This is a genomic window from Flavobacterium sp. FlaQc-52 (assembly GCF_044007495.1).
GTDB classification, from domain to species: domain Bacteria; phylum Bacteroidota; class Bacteroidia; order Flavobacteriales; family Flavobacteriaceae; genus Flavobacterium; species Flavobacterium cupriresistens.
Window position 1 is genome coordinate 1 of record NZ_JBIPCV010000015.1, and the last position, 20852, is coordinate 20852.

The following is a 20852-nucleotide window of genomic DNA, read 5'->3' on the forward strand; positions in this document are numbered from 1 at the left end:
TCAACACGAATTACACGAATTAACACGAAGGTTGGTGTCTTTTAAATGGTATTTCTCAAATTAAAAATTCGTGAAATTGAAGGGGCAAACACAAAGATTAATTAGTGTAAATCAGTGTAATTCGTGTTAAACCTTTTTTCGCCACGAATTACACGAATTACCGCGAAGGTTGGTGTCTTTTAAATGGTGTTTTTCAAATTAAAAATTCGTGAAATTGAAGGAGCAAACACAAAGAATAATTAGTGCAAATTAGTGCAATTCGTGTTAAACCTTTTTTCGCCACGAATTACCGCGAAGGTTGGTGTCTTTTTAATTGAATTTATCAAATAAAATTTGTGTAATTGACTATTATGCGCAAAGTGAGATTAGTGTAAATTAGTGAAATTCGTGTCAAAAAAAATAGCAACAGAAAACTTCTTAAAAAAAAGAAGTAAATTCGTCTAACTAATTTAATCGAATGCAAAACTTAATAAAGAGAATTTTAGCTGTAGCCGTAATCGTGGTCATTGTGATTTTGGCTTTTAAATATTGTGGGTTTAAAAAAGAGGAGGACCCGGAAATCGGTTATAACACCAATTTAATTCAGCAGCAAATTTTAAATGTTGGGAAATTGGTAGTCACCGAAGGTCATTTCTCGGAAGTCATCACATACAAAAACCAGCAGAAGTATTTGATGGATATGGTTTCTTTTGAGAAAAAAGCACTTATTGTAGTAAATGCCAATGTTACAGTAGCGTATGATTTACATCAAATGAAATACGATATCGACGAAAAAAATAAAACAATCACGATCCTGAATATTCCAAAAGAAGAAATTACAATCAATCCGGACATTCAGTTTTATGATGTGGAACAAAGTAAATTGAATCCGTTTACAGGAGACGATTACAATAAAATCAATAAATCGGTAAAGGCAAATCTGGCCAAGAAAATCGAAAAATCATCCTTAAAAACCAATGCTCAAAACAGATTGATTAGTGAATTATCTAAGATTTTAATTTTGACGAATTCAATGGGGTGGAAACTGCAGTACAATGGGAAAACGATTGAATCGGATAAGGATTTTAATAAGGATTTGAAATTGTAACGGTTAGCGCCGCAAAGGCTCAAAGCCGCAAAGTTTTTATTTTGCCACAATTTAAAATGATTAAAAAAAATTTTGCGATTTCGCGACTTTGCGAGATTAAAAAACCGCAGTAAAAACACGCAGTAAAAAAACTTAGTGCCTTTGTGCCTTAGCGGCAAAAAACCTAAACAGCTTCCTTATCAAAAATCAAATCCAAACCACCCGAAATCAAATGTGCTACTTCAGCACGTTTTGTTTTCAACTGATCCAGGTGTACTAATACTTCCTGTAAAAGCTGTGTTTCGTCTGAATCTTTCAAAAGCTCTGCAATTTCAACAGAAAGCAACCAATCGTTTGAATGGTTTTCTTTTAGTTTTTCAAATACAGTTTTTAGTTCTGCTTTAGAATTTTTATTTTCTCTAATGGTACGTACTGTTTGATATAGTGCTTCTAAATCATCACGTTCGTCAGTATGTACGGCTTTAATAGTGGTCGTTTTTGGAACATTATTGATCAAGTCAAAACTATTTACATCAGCTGGGCCTGAAAATGCCGAAACCACTTTTTTACCAATTGCCATATCGTAATTACCCCATTCCGGACGGAATAAAACTTCCTCTCCATGAGTTACGGTACAATTTCTGAAACTGATTAAAATAATCTCTCCGTGCAGGTTTCTGGAGCCGGTGATGATTTCACCCTCAACAATAATATTGCCTTCAAATTCAAGTCTTACAGCTTCATTTTCAACGATACTATAGGCTTGTAAATCTTTAGGACTCATGTCTTCAATGGCTAAATTGAAGCCTTTTAGTTTTCCGATCGGGCTTCCAAATCCATCAGGATGGGTTAGCGTTCCGTGGCCTACTAATTCTTTTTCACGGTAAGACAAAGCCGTTTTTCCGGTTGCCTGAATGTAAACCGGTTTTCCTTCGTCTTCAATCACTTTGGTAAATACTCCCGAAATCTGTAGACCGGTACTCAATTCGATAGTCCCTAAAGCATTCGAATGGATCAGTTTATTGATTCCCGAAAGACCTCCCGTACGTAAAGCCATTTTATTGGCAAATTCCTCTAAAATCAAACTTAAATACGAGAAATTTGGGGTTACATACAACTGCGGTTGCAATTGTGTAATATCAAAATTCTGATTGGCAGCCGAAATATCATAAGGAATTTTCTTTACGTTATCGGTCATACACCAAGCACTCTCTCCAATGGAAGAAAGTAATCCGGCGCCATATATTTTTGGATTTTCGACAGTGCCAATCAAACCATATTCAACCGTCCACCAATGCAGGTTTCTGATTTGGGCCATTTCAGATAATTCGCCCATATTGTTTTGTAAATCGGCAACCGCTTTCTCCGCCTCTTCAATTTTGTCCTGAGGAGTATCTTCAGCTTCTTTCAAAATCGAAAGTAATCGAATCGCTTCGTACATCTGATAATCTTTGTGAGAAGAAATCGCTTTACAGCCAATTTCTCCAAAACGACGCAGGTATTCCGCGTATTCCGGATTGGCAATAATAGGCGCGTGGCCGGCACCTTCGTGAATAATATCCGGTGCAGGAGTATATTCGATATGTTCTAATTGTCTGATATCTGATGCAATAACCAAAACGTTATAGGCTTGAAATTCCATAAAGGCGTTAGGCGGAATGAATCCGTCAACCGCAACGGCAGCCCAGCCAATTTCAGTGAGAATACGGTTCATACCGTACATACTTGGAATAGAATCTACTTCAATTCCAGTTTTTCTTAGTCCGTCTAAATACGAATGATGGGCAACTTTAGACAGATAATCTACATTTTTACGCATCACATAACGCCAAACTGCCTGATTGATAGGTGTGTAATCGCTATAGTCTTGAGGTTTAATAAATTGCTTTAAGTGTTTAGGCAATCGCTCTAATAAAGGATTTGTTTCAATAGTTGGGTTCATTTCGAAAACGTTGTAGTTTGAAATGTAAAATTACGAATTTACAGTGCGTTTTTTGGCATTCGTTACAACTTTTTGTACAAAATTATTTATTGCTGTTTTTTTTCGAAAGTTCTCTCAACCATGATGGGAAGAGAATTGGGTCTTTTTAAGGAATGAAGAATCTGTGCCTGTAGTTTTTATCAGCCACAAATTCACGAATCTTTTACTAAACTATAATTCGTGAATTTGTTTCGTTTGGCTGAAATCTAATTTTTTTGCTGTGCTTCTAAATTCCTGAAGTATTCAATTTTATAATTGAACATATAAGCCATATTGGCGGCACGGACTTTTGCCTCTTCGGCTAATTTTCCGGCAAATAAAAAATCGACTGTTGTAGTGAAAATCTCCATCCAACGGTCAAAATGTGCTTGATCTATAGGTAATTGCTTGTGTGGCGGAAACGGACTTCCGGAATAAGTGTGTTCTTCCAATAAAATAGTTTGCCAAAAGGAATACATTTTTTCCAGATGCTCCGGCCATCTTCCTAACATTTTTTGATTAAAAATAGGGCCAATTAAATCATCATCCTGCACTTTCGCATAAAAAGTATTTACTAAAAGTTTAATATCGCCTAAGCTTGAAATATCTTGAGTTGCCATGTTTATAAAAGTAAAATTCGCCTGCAAAAATACAATATAACTAAGGGTTTGCTTTCTGATATTTATCATTTAACGTTGTTTTTAACCAATCAACTGTGTAAATAAATCCTGATTGTCATTCAAATATTGAAATTCAAAGCCATTTGCAGTCATATTCCATTTGATGGACATGATATCTTTTTTGTTTTTCAATTCTAAACCAACAACAACAGACCCTACTTCGCGGTTGTTTTTTTTGTGAAACTGGAAATAAGTGATGTCATCGTCGGGTCCAAGAATGTTATTTACAAACTCTTTTAAAGCACCGGGACGTTGCGGAAATTGAATCATGAAATAATGCATCAATCCTTCGTAGAGTAAAGAACGTTCCTTTATTTCTGCCGTTCTTTCGATGTCGTTGTTACTTCCGCTCACGACACAGACTACATTTTTGTTTTTTATTTTGTCTTTATAAAAATCTAAAGCTGCGATAGTCAAAGCCCCTGCAGGTTCTACAACCATAGCTTCTTCATTGTACAATCTTAAAATTGTAGTGCAGACTTTTCCTTCCGGGACCAGAATGATATCGTCCAGATTTTTGCGACAGATCTCAAAAGTCAGATCACCAACTTGTTTTACGGCCGCTCCGTCAACAAATTTATCAATCGTTTTTAATGCTGTGTTTTTATCTTCCTTAATTGAATTTTTCATTGATGGAGCTCCCTGAGGTTCAACGCCTATAATTTTGGTATCAGGACTCAAATGTTTAAAAACCTCGGATAAACCGGAAGCCAATCCACCACCGCCAATGGGTACAAAGACATAATCTATCGGTTTTTTATAATGGTCGAGAATTTCCAGTCCCACTGTTCCCTGACCCGCAATCACTTTCAAATCATCAAAAGGATGGATGAAGGTTTTGTGGTTTTCCAGTGCATCAGCTGTGGCAGAGGCGTAAGCATCATCAAAAGTATCGCCGATAAGAACAATTTCAACAAACGATTTTCCGAATAATTGTACTTGTTTTACTTTTTGCTTTGGCGTTGTTTTGGGCATGTAAATTTTGCCTTTTATATGGAGTAAGTTGCAGGAGTAAGCAACGCCCTGCGCATGATTTCCGGCACTGGCACATACAATTCCTGTTGCTTTTTCAGGATCGCTTAACGAAGAAATTTTGTTGTAAGCCCCTCTGATTTTGTACGACCGGACAATTTGTAAATCTTCTCTTTTTAATAAAATAGTAGCTTTAAATTCTTCTGAAAGATTCAAGTTTTGAGTCAGTGGGGTAGCGGCAACTACATTTTCGAGTTGTTTTTTGGCGGCAAGTACTTCGTTAAATAGGTCCATGTTTTTTGTTTTATTTTTTGCCACAGATTAAAATGATTAGAGAGATTTAATCTGTGCGAATCTGTGAAATCTGTGGCAAAAATTAGCTGTATTTAAATTATTTAAAATAAAAAAACCTCCCGATTTGGGAGGTTTCATAAAATTGTATTTGTTTACTTCTTTATATAACACCTCGCCATTATCGCTGAATAGCAATAATGTTAATAATAGCGATACTAATGTTATTTAAATTCGTCATTTTTTAATTGTCTGAAAAACAAATGTATTAATTATTTTTTTATCTGCGTGTACTGAATTGTAATTTTAGTTGTAAATCTGGATTCTGTTCCAACAGGTAGCGGTAAGCACTTCATTAAAAAGATCCATTTTTTTTGTTTTATTTTTTGCCACAGATTAAAATGATTAGAAAGATTTAATCTGTGTGAATCTGTGAAATCTGTGGCAAAAATTAGCTGTATTTAAATTATTTAAAATAAAAAAAACCTCCCGATTTGGGAGGCTTCATAAAATTGTATTTATTATTTATTTACTTTTTTAACCGGAGGATATTGAGCTAAAATTTTAGAAACAAACTCGGTTACTTTTTCGTCTTTTTTGTCCACGTTTTTAGTCAGTGTACCAATACCTTCACCTTGCCAGATCATTTCTTTCTTTTTGGCATCGATCAAATCAATGTATAAAGTACCTTCTGTAGAAGTGGAAACTGTAGTTTGTCCTCCGTACATCATGTAAGGATTCCAACCCCAGCCCCAGCCGTAACCCCAGCCAGCACTAAATTGATTTACATTTACCTGTTCTCTTGCTTTAGTAAAAATGTTTACTAATACATCCGGATTGTCGCTTTTAGTAAAACCTTTGGCTAACATTTGCTCGTCTATGGCACGTAGTATACGTCTTTTATCCAAATCAGATATTTCAACCTTATCAATTCCGGGCTTAAAAAAAGCATACGTTTTATAAGGCGTGAAATCTACGTTTTTATCATAATCAGAATAAACACTAACGGTACTGCATGAGGTTAGTATTAAAAGCAGAAAAATCGGTACTAATTTGAATGTTTTCATATTTATAAAATTTTAATGTTCTAATTTTAAAATAAGAAACTCTAGATTAAAGCAGACTTTCGTCAACAATATTAGGTAAAGTAACTTTTAATAAAGGCTGAACTTCCATGGCTCTTTTTATTGCAAAAATTGCCTCGTCATTTCGAGCCCAGCTTCGTCTTGAGATTCCGTTGTTAACATCCCAAAAAAGCATTGATGCTAAACGTTTTGAAGCCTCTTTAGAACCATCAAGAACCATACCAAACCCACCATTTATGACCTCTCCCCAGCCAACTCCACCTCCATTGTGAATAGAAACCCAGGTTGCCCCTCTGAAGCTGTCTCCGATCACATTCTGAATGGCCATATCAGCTGTAAAGCGAGAACCGTCGTAGATATTTGAAGTCTCACGGTACGGAGAATCGGTTCCTGAAACGTCATGATGATCACGTCCTAAAACGACAGTACCAATTTCACCTCTGGCAATTGCCTGATTAAATGCTTCTGCAATTTTAATACGCCCTTCAGCATCTGCATATAGAATACGAGCCTGTGAACCTACCACTAATTTGTTTTCCTGCGCCCCTTTAATCCATTTGATATTATCCTGCATTTGTTGCTGAATTTCATTTGGAGCTGTTTTAGCCATTTCTTCTAAAACCTCAGAAGCAATAGTATCTGTTTTTTGTAAATCTTCCGGTTTTCCAGAGGTACAAACCCATCTGAAAGGGCCAAATCCATAATCAAAACACATTGGTCCCATAATATCCTGAACATAACTCGGGTATTTAAAATCGATGTTGTTTTCAGCCATTACATCAGCACCGGCGCGGGAAGCTTCTAATAAGAAAGCATTTCCGTAATCAAAAAAGTAAGTTCCTTTTGCGGTGTGTTTGTTGATTGCTGTTGCGTGGCGGCGTAATGTTTCTTGTACTTTTTCTTTGAACAATTCAGGATTATTAGCCATCATATCGTTGGCTTCTTCAAATGAAATTCCAACCGGATAATAACCACCGGCCCATGGATTATGAAGCGAAGTTTGGTCTGATCCCAAATCGATTTTGATGTTTTCTTTGTCGAAACACTCCCAAACGTCAACCACATTTCCTAAATAAGCAATAGAAACCACTTCTTTATTGGCTTTTGCCGTATGTACCCTTTTTACCAATTCTTCGGTTGAAGTTACAATTTCATTAATCCAGCCTTGTTCGTGGCGGATTTTAGTGATTTTAGGATTTACTTCGGCACAAACGGTAATACAGCCTGCAATATTTCCTGCTTTTGGCTGTGCGCCACTCATACCACCAAGACCCGATGTTACGAATAAATTGCCTTCCGGATTTTGTTTTATTTTTCTAAAACCATTTAAAACGGTAATGGTAGTTCCGTGTACAATTCCCTGTGGGCCAATGTACATATAACTTCCGGCCGTCATTTGTCCGTATTGTGAAACACCCAAGGCATTCATTTTCTCCCAATCGTCAGGTTTTGAGTAATTCGGAATTACCATTCCGTTTGTAACCACCACTCTTGGTGCTTCAGTATGCGAAGGGAATAAACCCATCGGATGTCCTGAATACATTGTTAAAGTTTGTTCGTCTGTCATTTCAGACAAGTACTGCATAGTCAACAAATATTGCGCCCAGTTCTGAAAAACAGCTCCGTTACCGCCATACGTAATTAACTCATGCGGATGCTGCGCCACAGCATAATCCAGATTGTTCTGAATCATGTGCATAATCGCTTTTGCCTGTACTGATTTTCCCGGATACTCGTCGATAGGTCGGGCGTACATTCTGTAATCCGGACGCAGACGATACATATAAATACGACCGTATGTTTCTAATTCTTCCGAGAATTCAGGAATTAATTCCGCGTGGTGTTTTGGATCAAAATAACGTAAAGCGTTCTTTAAAGCCAGTTTTTTTTCTTCAACAGAAAGAATTTCTTTTCGTTTTGGCGCATGGTTAATCGCTAAATCGTATTCTTTTTTTGAGGGTAATATAGAAGGAATTCCTTGTTGTATTTGTTCTTGAAAAGTCATTGTTTTTTGAGGTTCTAAGTTGCTAAGATTCGGAGTTGCTAAAGTCCTAATGAAGACTAATAAACAGCTCTCAATTTTTTAATTTACATATTTTAAATTAAAAAAAAGCTAGGGATAACGAATATCCGACCTGTGATAGGATTTGTGGATCTTAATCCTAAATTTCCGCAAGAGAATATCCATGTAATTATTTTAGATTGTTGATTTTAGATTTTAGATTGCTGATTTTTAATTATCAAATTGTCTAATTGACACATTTTCTAATTGTCACATTACCTCATTTTTTTAATTTCACCTGTTCGCTTGTCATATCCGTAGGGACAATGGCGGCATCCGCTTTTACAACAATAACCACGTTTTAGATGGTGTTTTTCGGTAAAGCATTTGTAACCTTCGGGTGTATAATAAAAATCTTCACCCTCGATTAATTTATTTTCATTACTTTGCTCTTTCATAATCCTGTTTAGATGCAATGTTTATTTGTTTTTTATTAAAGCCCTATTTTGATTATGGTTTTAATGAAAACAAACAATTTTGCCTTTACAAATTTATAAATTTTACAGCTAATGTTTCTGATTGTTGCTAAATATTTAATTCCGAATGGATATCGCGGCATGGCTGTATTTCCATTCGTTATTGTTAAATATAATTTGGATAAAGGAAACAAGGTTTTTTTAAATCATGAAAAAATTCATTTGCGACAGCAATTAGAAATGCTTGTTATCCCTTTTTTTGTCTGGTATTTTTTAGAATATTTGGTACGCTTAATTCAATACAAAAATGCAGAAAAGGCTTATCGGAATATTAGTTTTGAAAGAGAAGCCTATGCTAACGAAACCGACTTGAATTATTTAAAAACCCGTTCCTTTTTTCAATTTTGGAACTACTTAACTTTAAAACAAAAATAGATTTTGAACCAACAAATTCATATCGATCTTCCCAATCATATTTCTTTGACGATAAAACGCGAAGACTTACTCCATCCGTTTGTTTCCGGAAATAAATTTAGAAAATTAAAATGCAATTTACTTCAGGCAAAAGCCGAAAATCAAGAAACAGTATTGACTTTTGGCGGTGCTTTTTCCAATCATATTGCTGCGGTTGCTTATGCCGGAAAAGAGCAGGGTTTTAAAACAATCGGAGTGATTCGTGGGGAAGAACTTTTGGATAAAATAGATGGAAATCCAACTTTAAGATTTGCTCAGGAAAACGGAATGCAATTTGAATTTGTTTCCAGAGAAGATTACCGGCTTAAGAATGAAATTTCTTTCTTAGAAAATTTAAAACAGCAATTTGGCGACTTCTATCTGGTGCCCGAAGGGGGTACAAATGAATTGGCTGTAAAGGGCTGTGAAGAGATTTTAACCGCCGAAGATGCCGATTTTAATTACGTTTGTTGTGCCGTTGGAACAGGTGGAACAATTTCGGGATTGATAAATAGTGCCTTTCCAAATCAGAAAATTTTAGGGTTTCCAGCGTTAAAAGGTGATTTTTTAATGGATGAAATTCGTATTTTTGTCAAAAATGAGAACTGGAGCTTGATTTCTGACTATCATTTTGGAGGATATGGCAAGATAAATTTGGAATTAGTTGAATTTATTAATGCTTTTTTTGAAGAAAATAAAGTGCCTTTAGATCCGGTTTATACAGGAAAGATGGTTTTTGGCGTTATAGATATGATCCATAAAAACTATTTTCCTGCGCATTCAAAAATTTTACTCATTCACACCGGAGGACTACAGGGAATTGATGGAATGAATTTAAAGTTGAAGCAGAAAAAATTACCAATACTAAAAACGAATGTTTAAGAAAATAATAATACTCTTCCTGATTGCAGCGTTGGCAAGCTGTTCTTCCAGCAAACCTGCTATTGCAACAACTAAAAAAGCAGCAGCAATTCAGAAACCCAGAACCGCTTCGACAAGAAAAACGGCTAATTCTAAACCAGTAGCCAAAAATCCTTCTAAAAATAATACAAGCGAAGTTATTCAGTCTACTTCAAAAACCGTTGTTACCAGTGATCTAATCAATAATTATGTGTTGCAATACAAGGATATTGCAGTAGGTAATATGCAGAAATATGGTATTCCTGCCAGTATTATTCTGGCACAAGGAATTTTAGAATCGGGTGCAGGAAGAGGCGATTTGGCTTTGGAAGCTAATAATCATTTCGGAATAAAATGCCATAAAGATTGGGTGGGAGATAGTGTTCGTCATGACGATGATTCGGCTCAGGAATGTTTCAGGAAATATACAGAAGCTTCAGAATCGTACCGGGATCATGCTTTATTTTTGGTTGGAAAAAATAGATATGCTACCTTATTTACTTACGAAAAAGACGATTATAAAGCCTGGGCAAAAGGATTACGGGCAGCAGGTTATGCCACAGATCCTAACTATCCCGATAAATTAATTAGTTATATCGAGCGTTACAATCTGCATCAATACGATTGTCAGGTTACCGGAAAAGTCTATACGCCTTATAATAAATCGGCTCCGGTGAGAACTTCTTCTACCAATACAAGTTCTAGTCCCAACTCTAATTCCAATTCCAATGATCCTTCGTTATATGAAGTACAAAAAGGAGATACTTTGTATTCGATTTCCAAAAAATTCAATTTAATGGTGGAGGATTTGAAGCAGAAAAATAATCTTACTGATAATGCGCTTTCTATTGGGCAGAAGTTGAGAGTTAGGTAGTTTTTTAGTCTCAGTCTCAGTCTCCGTTTTCAGTTGGGTTGGAAACATTAAAAAAATCTAAAATCTAAATTCAGAAATCTAAAATATGATTTATAAAAGAAGTAGTCAGCTTTTTGCTGAAGCAGAAAAAGTAATTCCCGGAGGAGTAAATTCACCAGTACGAGCTTTTAAAGCCGTTGGAGGGACTCCAATTTTTGTAAAAAGTGCTAAAGGTGCTTATTTGTATGATGAAGACGGAAATAAATTAATTGATTACATTAATTCATGGGGGCCAATGATTTTAGGTCATGCCTATCAGCCTGTTGTGGATGCCGTAATCGAAAAAGCAAAGTTGGGAACTTCATTTGGAATGCCAACGGAATTGGAAACAGAAATCGCTGCTTTGGCCGTTTCTATGGTTCCGAATATTGATAAAATTCGTTTTGTAAACTCAGGAACAGAGGCATGTATGAGTGCGATTCGTTTGGCTCGTGGTTTTACAAAAAGAGATAAAATTATAAAATTTGCAGGTTGTTACCACGGGCATTCTGATTCGTTTTTGATTCAGGCAGGAAGTGGTGCTGTAACTTTCGGATCTCCAAATAGCCCGGGGGTTACAGAAGGAACTGCAAAAGATACTTTGTTGGCAAAATACAATGATTTAGAGAATGTAAAAACTTTAATCGAAGCGAATAAAAACGAAATTGCGGCTATTATTATCGAGCCTGTTGCCGGAAATATGGGTTGTATTCCTCCTCATGAAGGTTTTCTGCAAGGCTTAAGAGAACTATGTACCGCAAACGGAATTCTATTGATTTTTGATGAGGTTATGACGGGTTTCCGTTTGGCTCGTGGTGGTGTTCAGGAATTGTTTAATGTTAATGCTGATATTGTAACTTTCGGAAAAGTAATTGGTGGAGGTTTACCGGTTGGGGCTTTCGCTGCACGTGAAGAAATTATGAATTACTTAGCGCCACTTGGTCCGGTTTATCAGGCAGGAACATTGTCAGGGAATCCTTTGGCGATGGCTGCAGGATTAGCAATGTTACAATCCTTAAATAATGATCGTGCTATCTTTGATCGTTTGGAAGAAAAAACGGCCTATTTGGAAGCAGGAATTGATAAGGTTTTAAAAGCGAATAATGTTGTATTTACGATCAACAGAGTAGGTTCGATGATTTCGGTGCATTTTGATGCAAATCCGGTAACCGATTTTCAAACGGCTGCAAAAGGAGATAACGAAACTTTCAAAAAGTTCTTCCATGGATTATTGCAGGAGGGTGTTTATATCGCACCATCTGCTTATGAAACCTGGTTTATTACAGATGCTTTAAGCTACGAGGATTTAGATTTTACAATTAACGCAATTGATAAGGTTTCAAAGACGTTCTAAACCAAAGTATTAGAGATGAAATATACAATTGAGCCTGACTTTTTAAACTAAAGTCAGGCTTTTTTTATGGGCCGTATTTTAATTTTTAACAGTTAATTAAAAGTTAAATTAAATATAAATCCTTAAATATTAGCATCAAAAATTATTTTTGTTTATCAAATCACTATTAAATTTACCATTAATGAAGAAATTTTACATTTTCGCTGCGACTACAGTTTTTTTACTGTTTCCTGTAAGCCAATTTGCACAATCTAAAAAAGAGAAATCTAAGAAGGGCGAAGCTGCAGTTGCTCCACCGGAAAAAAAGCCGGAATCAACTATTAAAGAGTACAGTAAAGTCATTACTAAAGATGCCGTTTCAGATGAAGGGCTCTTTACAGTACATAAAGTAGATAAAAAATACTACTTCGAAATTCCGAATAAATATTTGAATAAAGACATGCTTCTGGTGAGCAGATTGTCTAAGTTGCCTTCTAATTTGGGTGGAGGTTATGTAAATGCAGGTTCAGAAACAAACGAACAACTAGTGGTTTGGCAACGTTTTCAGGATAAGATTTTAATCAAATCAAAGTCTTATAATTCAGTTGCAAACGACAGCTTGCCGATCAGTATTTCGGTTAAGGCAAACAATTACAACCCTACATTATTTGCTTTTGATATCGTTTCTTTCAGTAAAGATTCGGCTAATGTCGTTGTGGATGTTACTAAATTTTACAGTACAGACGTAAAAGCGATTAGCGGAATATCTCCGGAAATGAGAGAGGTTTACAAAGTAAAAGGTTTGGACGAATCGAGAAGTTTTGTGAATACGATGAAAAGTTTTCCAATGAATATCGAGGTGGTTCAGGACATGACTTATAATGCTTCTAAGCCGTCAATGCTGGAAGAAACAGAATCGATTAGTGTTCAGATGAATCAATCTATGATTTTGTTGCCGGAAGTTCCTATGAAGCCGAGGTTAGCAGATCCAAGAGTAGGATGGTTCACAATGAGCCAATACGATTATGGAAGTAATGAATTAAAATCAGATCTTAAAACTTACATCCGTCGTTGGAGAATGGAACCTAAAGACCCTGAAGCGTATGCAAGAGGAGAATTGGTTGAACCTGTAAAACCAATTGTATATTACTTAGATCCGGCAACTCCGGTAAAACTTAGAAAGTATATTAAACAAGGAATTGAAGAATGGCAAAAACCGTTTGAAACTGCCGGGTTTAAAAATGCTATTATTGCCAAAGATGCTCCAACAAAAGAGGAGGATCCTGATTTCAGCCCCGAAGATGTTCGCTATTCTGTAATTCGTTATGTGGCAAGCACAACCAGAAATGCAGTAGGTCCAAGCGTTTCAGACCCTAGAACAGGAGAAATTATAGAGAGTGATGTTATCTGGTACCACAATCATTTGCGTTCGTACAGAAACAGATATTTGCTTGAAACAGGAGCTGCAAACCCATCGGCAAGAACATTGCAAACAAGTGATGAGGAAATGGGAGAAATGATGCGAATGGTTATTGCACACGAAGTAGGTCATGCATTAGGTTTTCCTCATAATATGGGAGCAAGTTGTGCTTATGATACAGAAAGCTACAGAAATGGAGATTTTACACAGGAAAATGGTATCGCAGCAAGTATAATGGATTATGCCCGTTACAACTATATCGCGCAACCAGGTGATAAAAATATACGTTTTATTCGTAAAATGGGTGCTTACGATCATTATGCCTTAAATTGGGGATACAGAGTAATTCCGAATGCAAAAACAACACAAGACGAATTACCGACATTAGATAAGTGGATTGTGGAAAAAGCAGGAAATCCAATTTATAAATACGGGAAACAAAGCAGTTCATTTGACCCGACTTCACAAACAGAAGATGTGGGTAATAATTCAATGAAAGCAAGTTCATACGGACTTAAAAATTTGGAGTATGTAGCAGCTCATTTAAATGAATGGACGAGTAATGTTACCAACAACTATGACGATTTAGATGAATTGTATAAAGAATTATTAGACGTTTGGAGCCGTTATGTAGGTCACGTGGTTACGAATGTTGGAGGTGTTTATGAGAATACTAAAAACCCAAATCAATCCGGAAATGTGTACGAGGTAGTTCCAAAAGCAAAACAAATAGAGGCGATGAATTGGCTTCAGACTAATGCTTTTGCTTCTCCAACATGGATTGTAAATGTAACGACGTTAAAAAATACAGATTTCGCAGGTTATACAGAAAGATTCAGAGGGATACAAGTGAGACAATTGAACAGTCTGCTTAGTTTAGGACGTATCGGAAGGCTAATGGATAACGAAATTTTGGGAGCTGATACTTACAAAGCATTAGATTTGTTTAAAGATATTCGTAAAGGAATTTGGAAAGAAGCAGGTACAGCAGCTAATGTAACGATTTACAGAAGAAATTTACAACGTGCTTTTATTGACCGAATGGGGTTTTTGATGACCGAAGAAATTAAACCAACGGATCGATCTGCGACTTACTATAATGTGTCTCAGTCTGATGTTAGAGCTTTGGTTCGTGGTGAATTGAGTGCTTTAAGAAAAACACTTTCAGTAGCAAAAGCAACAGCTGTGAATACGGAAACAAAATACCATTATGAAGATTGTATCAAAAGAATAGATTTGATACTTAATCCGAAATAAAATAGGATACTAACGAAAAAAGAGGCTTTTAGGCCTCTTTTTTTTTTGTTATGGATTCTCTCTTCTTTCTTTTCTTTTTTCTTTGAATTTTTCCTTGTTGTCTTCCTGAATTGCTTTCCATTTGGTGTATTGGTCTGCTTTTAAGATCGATTTCATTTTGGCATCATTGGCTTCGACTTCATCCGTCATTTGTTTTCTGAAAGCTGCTTTTTCCTCTGCCGTTGGTTTCATATTACTGTCTTTTTTCGCCTGACGTGCTTCTTTAAAACTTTGTGCTTTGGCACTTCTGTCAGCTAAAAGTTGTTTTACCTGAGTTTGTTGGCTGGCATCCAGATTCAGTTCCGATGTTAGTTTTTTTAATTGTTTGTCATTGCGTTGTTCCGGTGTCAACTTCTCTCTTTGTGGCTTAGAAGTTTGATCTGCGTCTTGAGCAAAACTTACCATTCCAACGAATAGCAAAGCTGCGATAAGTAATTTTTTCATAATTTGTTTTTTAAAGGTTATAGCAATTAGACTTTATAAAATTTATTAGGTTTAATGGCGTGTCAATAATTATGGATTATTTAACAGCTTAGGCTTCATTGTTTTATAAAAGCGTCTTTTCTGTTTTTAAGAAAATTCGGAATTAATCGTTAAATTTAAGAAATTTATAAATGCGAATAAATAACAGATAAGTATATGGATTTAGGATCTTTGAGCGAAAATAAAGTAGCTTTCTTTTCGACGCAGCCTTACGATAAAACGTTCTTTAATAAATACAATGAGTTTGGTTTTGAATTGGATTTTTTCGAAACCCAACTCAATCCGCAAACGGCAACTTTAATTCAGGAGTGCGCTATCGTTTGTGTTTTTGTGAATGATATTGTCAATGAAGCCGTTATCAAACAATTGGCAGAAAAGAATGTGAAAATTATTGCTCTGCGTTGTGCCGGTTTTAATAACGTTGACTTAGAAGCGGCAAAAAAATACAATCTTAAGGTTTGTCGCGTTCCCGCTTATTCGCCGCAAGCAGTTGCAGAACATGCCATGGCAATGATTTTGACATTAAACAGAAAAACTCACAAAGCTTATAATAGGGTTAGGGAGCAGAATTTTTCCTTAAACGGATTGTTAGGCTTCGATTTGTTCGGAAAAACAATCGGAATTATAGGAACGGGAAATATTGGAAAAGCATTCGCTAAAATTGCCTTAGGATTCGGATGTAAAGTAGTTGCCTATGATATTGTAACGGATCCGGAAATGGAAAAAGACGGTATTGTTTTTACCGATTTAAAAACTATTTTTAAAGAGAGTGATATTATTTCACTGCATTGTCCGTTAAATGAACAAACGAAACACCTGATCAATAAAAACGCAATTGCTTTGATGAAAAACCATGTGATGATCATCAATACCAGTAGGGGAGGATTAATAGAAACAGCCAGTGTTATTGAGGGTTTAAAAGAGGGTAAAATAGGTTATTTAGGGATCGATGTTTACGAGCAGGAAGAAAAGTTGTTTTTCAGAGATCTTTCTGCCGACATTATTCAGGACGATGCCATTCAGCGGTTAATGAGCTTTCCGAATGTTCTGGTTACTGCGCATCAGGCCTTTTTTACCAACGAAGCATTAACTCAGATTGCTTTAGTTACTTTTGATAATATTAAGTCATTATTGCTTGAAAATGATATTAAAAACAAAGCGGCTTTGCTGGTTTAAAACCGAGTTGTTAATTGATTTTAATTAGAATGTTATAAATTTAAAATAGAGATATGAGAAATAAAATTTTAATGGCCTGTGCAATTTTGGTCCTGTATTCTTGCCAGAATAAAGAAAAACCGGCAAAGGAAAATATCGTTAAAACAATTGCAGAAGATACCTTAACAAAGACTGCTACGGGTTCTGCGGATGTAGGAGATGTTCCTGATAAAGATGATAAAGCGGTTGAAATGATCAGAAAGCAACTTCTAATTTTATTAAAAGATGATCTTAAAGCCATGGCAAAAGACGATCGATTCTTTTATTACGAAGCTTTCGATTTAAATAATGATAAGAAAAACGAATATTTTGTTGGCTTTTCCAACCCCTACTTTTGCGGAAGCGGAGGTTGTTCCGGTTATATTCTGAACAATGACGGAAGTGTGCTAAATTCTTTTACGGTAACTGATTTTCCTATTCTTACAGCAGCAACTTCTTCAGAAAAATTTCAGGATCTTATTGTTAATAGTGGGAGTGCTGTTCATCTTGTGAAAATGAAAAACGGAAAATATCCTTCTAATCCTTCTGTTCAGGAAGTTTGGAAAGGAAAAACACCTGAAAATTCTCCGAAAATTCTGGATATTCAGTCAGGGAAATTGGAGAAGTATTCTTTTTAGAAACTTAAAAAAATATATACATAAAATAATTAAACCCGACAGGTTTTAAAAACCTGTCGGGTTTAAATTTATATTTAAATCAGATAAAAAATTATTCCACCAATTCAACCATTTTAAAATCACCTTCAACGGCAACTTTAGTCAAACCATGTTTAGATAAACCTTTCATTGCAGAATCCCATTTTTTACCGCTTAGATTAGCTTTTATTTTTAACTGTGTTAACTCAACTTTATTTTCGTTTCCTTTCAAAAGATCGATGATAAATTTTTCTTCGTCAGTCAATTCAATAGCAATTTGTTTTTTCTCCGGACGCATTTGCGGGAACAATAAAACCTCCTGAATAGACACATTATTAGTCAGGTACATCATCAAACGGTCCATTCCAATCCCCATACCTGAAGTTGGAGGCATACCATACTCAAGAGCTCTTAAGAAATCCTCATCGATAATTCCGTTTGCTTCGTCATCCCCTTTTTCAGACAAGCGCATTTGATCTTCAAAACGCTCTCTTTGGTCAATTGGATCGTTCAATTCAGAATAAGCATTAGCTACTTCTTTACCACAAATCATTAACTCAAAACGCTCTGTTAACTCAGGATTATCGCGGTGTTCTTTACAAAGTGGAGACATTTCTTTAGGGTAATCCGTAATGAAAGTTGGCTGAATGTAATTTCCTTCACATTTTGCTCCAAAAATCTCATCAATCAATTTTCCTTTCCCCATTGTTTTATCAACGTCAATTCCCATTCCTTTAGCAGCTTCGTAAAGCTCCTCTTCCGATTTGCCTGAGATATCAAAACCGGTAAAATGTTTGATCGAATCCGTCATGGTTACACGCGCATATGGAGCCTTAAAATTAATGGTGTGTTCTCCAAAAACCACATCAGAACTACCATTAACGGCAACAGCACAATGCTCCAGAAGGTCTTCGGCAAAGTTCATCATCCAGTTGTAGTCTTTGTAAGCTACATATATTTCCATAGCGGTAAATTCCGGGTTATGCGTTCTGTCCATTCCTTCGTTACGGAAGTTTTTAGAAAACTCATAAACACCTTCAAAACCACCAACAATCAATCTTTTTAAATACAATTCGTTGGCAATACGCATGTAAAGCGGAATGTCAAGCGAATTGTGGTGCGTAATAAACGGACGCGCCGCAGCACCACCTGCAATAGGTTGTAAAACCGGAGTTTCAACCTCAAGATAACCCGCACCATTAAAAAAGTCACGCATTGCGTTAAACAATTTCGTACGTTTTATAAAAGTTTCTTTTACGTTTTGGTTTACCGTTAAATCTACATAACGCATTCTGTAACGCAATTCAGCATCGTTAAAAGCATCGTGTACATTTCCATCTTCGTCCACTTTTGGTAAAGGAAGCGGGCGTAACGTTTTACTCAAAAAAGTAAAACCGTCAACACGAATACATTGTGCACCCACTTTAGTCGTAAACAATTCCCCTTCAATACCAATAAAATCTCCTAAATCGGTCAATTTTTTAAAAACCGTATTGTACAAAGTTTTATCATCGCCTTCACACAAAACATCACGATTTACGTACAATTGTATACGTCCTTCGCTATCCTGCAATTCAGCAAAACAAGCTTTCCCCTGATCTCTCACACTCATCAAACGTCCGGCAACGATCACCTTCTTACCTTCTTCAAACGACTCCTTTATTTGCTTTGAAGTATGATTTACAGGAAAAAGATTAGCAGGATAAGGATTGATTCCTAAGTTGCGTAAGTTTTGAAGTTTCTCTCTTCGGATGATTTCTTGTTCAGATAAGGCCATTATATACTGTTTTTTAAGTGGGCAAAGATAGTCAATTTTGAAAAAATGACAATTTCAAAATTTGAAAATAATTCCAGTTTTTTCAGGAGCACAAAAAAACGGTTTTTCAGCACCATTTGTCCCGCTATTCGCTATATCTTTTCCCGGTTAAAGAAACCGGAAAAAGGATGCCGCTGCTATCGGGGCTAAACCAGAAATTTCATTTTCAGAAGCCTTTCGAGCATTTCTACAAGAAGATTGTGAAAATTTAAAACATAAAATATTTCGAAGTAAATCAACTAAAAATCTCAGTATCTTAGCCACTCAGTACCTTAGCATCTCTAAAAAAATAAATGAAAAAACTACTAGCCCTTTTGACCATAATTCTCCTTACAAGCTGTCAAATTACCGAAACGATAAACCTGAACTCAGACGGAAGCGGTACGATCGAAACCGTAGCAACTCGTGACGAACACAGTTATATGCAATTGACTGGTGAGAATTATTCAAGAGAAGAAAGATTCCGGGATACCACTTATGTTTTTCAGGAATACATCACAAAATATGCGGAGAATTTTGCAAAACTTCCTGCAGCTGAAAAAGCTGTTTTTAATCAGTACAAAGAGGTCAAAGTGCATCTCAAGGAAAGTTCCTTTGAGAAAGAAGTCAAAAATACATTTACGTATCATTTTAGCAAAGTAGAAGCTATTCCGGACTTACATAAAACAACAGAATATGCCGATGATTTGAAACATAATTATGCTTTAAGTGCTGAGGAACATTATTACCATGTCAGTTTTACTTTTGATGGTATCACTTTTAAAAGAGTTATAAAAATTACAAATCCGGAAGAACTAAAGAAAAAACAGGAAGAAATTGAGAAATTTAAAAAGAAAACTTCTGGTTTTAAATTAGTACAAACCTATAATCTGGAGTATCATTTTCCCCGGAAAATAAAAACGGTTTCTAATGAAAAGGCAATTGTCAGCTCTGATAAAAAGTCACTAAAACTGGTTTTGCAGCTTTCAGATTGTCTTCAAAATCCGGAAACTTCCAATCTGGAAGTGATTTTAGAGCAATAAGGTTAACCTAACCTATAAGATATAATTATTTTAGAACAGTCTGAAATTTTTAAGAACACAAAGATATTTCACTCATTTAAATTTTAAGGATTTGATAATGTGGTAGAAATTTGTTTCTTAATTACATTCTTTTATGTAAGTAAAATCCAGCTTTTCTCTTAGATGTTAAGTATACTTCTGGCGCGTTATACCGCAATATTTTTTCTTCCATGTTCCGGCGAACTGAAGCGTCCGGAAAATCTAGTGAAAGCATTTCCAACTTCTATGAAATGTTTTCTTTATTCTGTACTATTTAGTAGTGTTCAGCATTGCAATAGGATAAGCACAAACTTTTTCACAATGGAGTTCATTTTCTTTCATAGACCCTATTCGATTTTATACTAATTATATATTTTTTGCAGAAAGTAAAAAATACCTCGGTTGAAGATGGTTTAGCCAAAATCGTTTTTAAATGGAGTGGTTGGATAGGAGGAGAAAGGCAGAAAAGAACAGCTTCTGATGACAACTGCTTAGCGCTATTTTTTTGTTGTAACAATAGGAATATTGCAGAAATTAGGTACTCACGCGGCTTATTATTATTTGGAAATGACATGTTGTCTTAACAAATAACAATAAGCTAATGATCGATTATAGTTTTATGGTATACAGTAATAAAGCAAATTAAGGGCGATACATAAATTGATGTAGTTTTAATTCGAAATACAGAAAGTGTATTTTAAAAATAAAAACTATGGAGAAAAAAGGAGCAGTATTTAAAAAAAAAATCAAAATAAAAAATCAAAAAATAGCCGCATTTTCGAGTTCTATACTTTGAACCGTCTAGTCAGAAAATTCTGAAACAAGATATAAAAGTAA

At 35.6% G+C, this 20852-nt stretch carries 17 protein-coding genes; 9 read left to right on the plus strand and 8 right to left on the minus strand.

What is annotated here, in order from left to right; all coding sequences use genetic code 11:
- The first annotated feature begins 457 nt into the window (after window positions 1-457).
- On the plus strand, window positions 458-1087 hold the full coding sequence (locus ACHRV5_RS20305) for a DUF4230 domain-containing protein (RefSeq protein WP_230004712.1): 630 nt from the start codon (window positions 458-460) through the stop codon (window positions 1085-1087).
- 163 nt (window positions 1088-1250) lie between these two features.
- Here ACHRV5_RS20305 and ACHRV5_RS20310 read toward each other — a convergent pair whose 3' ends face one another.
- The 6 genes from ACHRV5_RS20310 to ACHRV5_RS20335 all read right to left on the minus strand — a co-directional run bounded on the left by ACHRV5_RS20310 (window position 1251) and on the right by ACHRV5_RS20335 (window position 8514).
- On the minus strand, window positions 1251-3008 hold the full coding sequence (locus ACHRV5_RS20310; RefSeq protein WP_395427963.1) for an aromatic amino acid hydroxylase: 1758 nt from the start codon (window positions 3006-3008) through the stop codon (window positions 1251-1253).
- Between the two features lie 245 nt (window positions 3009-3253).
- Entirely contained in the window at window positions 3254-3646 is a 393-nt protein-coding gene (locus ACHRV5_RS20315; protein WP_047778025.1) for a group III truncated hemoglobin, read from the minus strand.
- A gap of 81 nt (window positions 3647-3727) precedes the next feature.
- Entirely contained in the window at window positions 3728-4972 is a 1245-nt protein-coding gene (gene ilvA / locus ACHRV5_RS20320) for a threonine ammonia-lyase IlvA (protein WP_047777968.1), read from the minus strand.
- Window positions 4973-5490: 518 nt separating this feature from the next.
- Window positions 5491-6036, minus strand: a complete 546-nt coding sequence (locus ACHRV5_RS20325) for a DUF4136 domain-containing protein (RefSeq protein ID WP_230004714.1) — start codon at window positions 6034-6036, stop codon at window positions 5491-5493.
- A 46-nt stretch (window positions 6037-6082) separates the two neighbouring features.
- Window positions 6083-8059 (minus strand): urocanate hydratase, encoded by a 1977-nt coding sequence (locus tag ACHRV5_RS20330; protein WP_395427964.1) that lies wholly within the window; start codon window positions 8057-8059, stop codon window positions 6083-6085.
- 272 nt (window positions 8060-8331) lie between these two features.
- A complete protein-coding gene (locus ACHRV5_RS20335; protein ID WP_082210652.1) occupies window positions 8332-8514 on the minus strand; it encodes a DUF5522 domain-containing protein in 183 nt (60 codons plus the stop codon).
- A gap of 111 nt (window positions 8515-8625) precedes the next feature.
- On the opposite strand from ACHRV5_RS20335, the gene ACHRV5_RS20340 reads away from it, so the two are divergent.
- The 5 genes from ACHRV5_RS20340 to ACHRV5_RS20360 all read left to right on the plus strand — a co-directional run bounded on the left by ACHRV5_RS20340 (window position 8626) and on the right by ACHRV5_RS20360 (window position 14787).
- On the plus strand, window positions 8626-8967 hold the full coding sequence (locus ACHRV5_RS20340; protein WP_395427965.1) for a hypothetical protein: 342 nt from the start codon (window positions 8626-8628) through the stop codon (window positions 8965-8967).
- 3 nt (window positions 8968-8970) lie between these two features.
- Complete coding sequence (locus ACHRV5_RS20345; RefSeq protein ID WP_395427966.1) at window positions 8971-9867, plus strand: 1-aminocyclopropane-1-carboxylate deaminase/D-cysteine desulfhydrase; 897 nt, start codon at window positions 8971-8973, stop codon at window positions 9865-9867.
- Window positions 9860-10759, plus strand: coding sequence for a glucosaminidase domain-containing protein (locus ACHRV5_RS20350; protein ID WP_395427967.1), 900 nt, complete (start codon window positions 9860-9862; stop codon window positions 10757-10759). Before ACHRV5_RS20345 ends, ACHRV5_RS20350 begins: the two co-directional genes overlap by 8 nt.
- An 85-nt stretch (window positions 10760-10844) precedes the next feature.
- Window positions 10845-12131 carry a glutamate-1-semialdehyde 2,1-aminomutase gene (gene hemL, locus ACHRV5_RS20355; protein ID WP_395427968.1) on the plus strand — a complete coding sequence of 429 codons (1287 nt, stop codon included), beginning with the start codon at window positions 10845-10847 and terminating at the stop codon, window positions 12129-12131.
- A 181-nt stretch (window positions 12132-12312) separates the two neighbouring features.
- A complete protein-coding gene (locus ACHRV5_RS20360; RefSeq protein WP_395427969.1) occupies window positions 12313-14787 on the plus strand; it encodes a zinc-dependent metalloprotease in 2475 nt (824 codons plus the stop codon).
- A 48-nt stretch (window positions 14788-14835) separates the two neighbouring features.
- On the opposite strand, the gene ACHRV5_RS20365 is transcribed toward ACHRV5_RS20360, so the two are convergent.
- On the minus strand, window positions 14836-15270 hold the full coding sequence (locus ACHRV5_RS20365; protein ID WP_047777954.1) for a hypothetical protein: 435 nt from the start codon (window positions 15268-15270) through the stop codon (window positions 14836-14838).
- A gap of 195 nt (window positions 15271-15465) precedes the next feature.
- Here ACHRV5_RS20365 and ACHRV5_RS20370 point away from each other — a divergent pair, with 195 nt between their 5' ends.
- Together ACHRV5_RS20370 and ACHRV5_RS20375 are read left to right on the plus strand one after the other, a co-directional pair.
- Window positions 15466-16485: a 2-hydroxyacid dehydrogenase gene (locus ACHRV5_RS20370; protein ID WP_395427970.1), complete on the plus strand. Its 1020-nt coding sequence runs from the start codon at window positions 15466-15468 to the stop codon at window positions 16483-16485.
- A 53-nt stretch (window positions 16486-16538) separates the two neighbouring features.
- The gene (locus ACHRV5_RS20375) at window positions 16539-17141 is read left to right on the plus strand and encodes a hypothetical protein (protein ID WP_395427971.1); all 603 of its coding nucleotides are present in this window, start codon (window positions 16539-16541) and stop codon (window positions 17139-17141) included.
- 91 nt (window positions 17142-17232) lie between these two features.
- On the opposite strand, the gene lysS is transcribed toward ACHRV5_RS20375, so the two are convergent.
- Window positions 17233-18936 carry a lysine--tRNA ligase gene (gene lysS, locus ACHRV5_RS20380; protein ID WP_047777948.1) on the minus strand — a complete coding sequence of 568 codons (1704 nt, stop codon included), beginning with the start codon at window positions 18934-18936 and terminating at the stop codon, window positions 17233-17235.
- 332 nt (window positions 18937-19268) lie between these two features.
- Here lysS and ACHRV5_RS20385 point away from each other — a divergent pair, with 332 nt between their 5' ends.
- Complete coding sequence (locus tag ACHRV5_RS20385) at window positions 19269-19997, plus strand: hypothetical protein (protein ID WP_395427972.1); 729 nt, start codon at window positions 19269-19271, stop codon at window positions 19995-19997.
- Window positions 19998-20852 lie beyond the last annotated feature (855 nt).

What these genes read in the sequence shown, in the direction of transcription:
- ACHRV5_RS20305 (WP_230004712.1), top strand. Translation starts at nt 458, where the DNA reads ATGCAAAACTTAATAAAGAGAATTTTAGCTGTAGCCGTAATCGTGGTC.
- ACHRV5_RS20310 (WP_395427963.1), bottom strand. Translation starts at nt 3,008, where the DNA reads ATGAACCCAACTATTGAAACAAATCCTTTATTAGAGCGATTGCCTAAA.
- ACHRV5_RS20315 (WP_047778025.1), bottom strand. Translation starts at nt 3,646, where the DNA reads ATGGCAACTCAAGATATTTCAAGCTTAGGCGATATTAAACTTTTAGTA.
- ilvA (WP_047777968.1), bottom strand. Translation starts at nt 4,972, where the DNA reads ATGGACCTATTTAACGAAGTACTTGCCGCCAAAAAACAACTCGAAAAT.
- ACHRV5_RS20325 (WP_230004714.1), bottom strand. Translation starts at nt 6,036, where the DNA reads ATGAAAACATTCAAATTAGTACCGATTTTTCTGCTTTTAATACTAACC.
- ACHRV5_RS20330 (WP_395427964.1), bottom strand. Translation starts at nt 8,059, where the DNA reads ATGACTTTTCAAGAACAAATACAACAAGGAATTCCTTCTATATTACCC.
- ACHRV5_RS20335 (WP_082210652.1), bottom strand. Translation starts at nt 8,514, where the DNA reads ATGAAAGAGCAAAGTAATGAAAATAAATTAATCGAGGGTGAAGATTTT.
- ACHRV5_RS20340 (WP_395427965.1), top strand. Translation starts at nt 8,626, where the DNA reads ATGTTTCTGATTGTTGCTAAATATTTAATTCCGAATGGATATCGCGGC.
- ACHRV5_RS20350 (WP_395427967.1), top strand. Translation starts at nt 9,860, where the DNA reads ATGTTTAAGAAAATAATAATACTCTTCCTGATTGCAGCGTTGGCAAGC.
- hemL (WP_395427968.1), top strand. Translation starts at nt 10,845, where the DNA reads ATGATTTATAAAAGAAGTAGTCAGCTTTTTGCTGAAGCAGAAAAAGTA.
- ACHRV5_RS20360 (WP_395427969.1), top strand. Translation starts at nt 12,313, where the DNA reads ATGAAGAAATTTTACATTTTCGCTGCGACTACAGTTTTTTTACTGTTT.
- ACHRV5_RS20365 (WP_047777954.1), bottom strand. Translation starts at nt 15,270, where the DNA reads ATGAAAAAATTACTTATCGCAGCTTTGCTATTCGTTGGAATGGTAAGT.
- ACHRV5_RS20370 (WP_395427970.1), top strand. Translation starts at nt 15,466, where the DNA reads ATGGATTTAGGATCTTTGAGCGAAAATAAAGTAGCTTTCTTTTCGACG.
- ACHRV5_RS20375 (WP_395427971.1), top strand. Translation starts at nt 16,539, where the DNA reads ATGAGAAATAAAATTTTAATGGCCTGTGCAATTTTGGTCCTGTATTCT.
- lysS (WP_047777948.1), bottom strand. Translation starts at nt 18,936, where the DNA reads ATGGCCTTATCTGAACAAGAAATCATCCGAAGAGAGAAACTTCAAAAC.
- ACHRV5_RS20385 (WP_395427972.1), top strand. Translation starts at nt 19,269, where the DNA reads ATGAAAAAACTACTAGCCCTTTTGACCATAATTCTCCTTACAAGCTGT.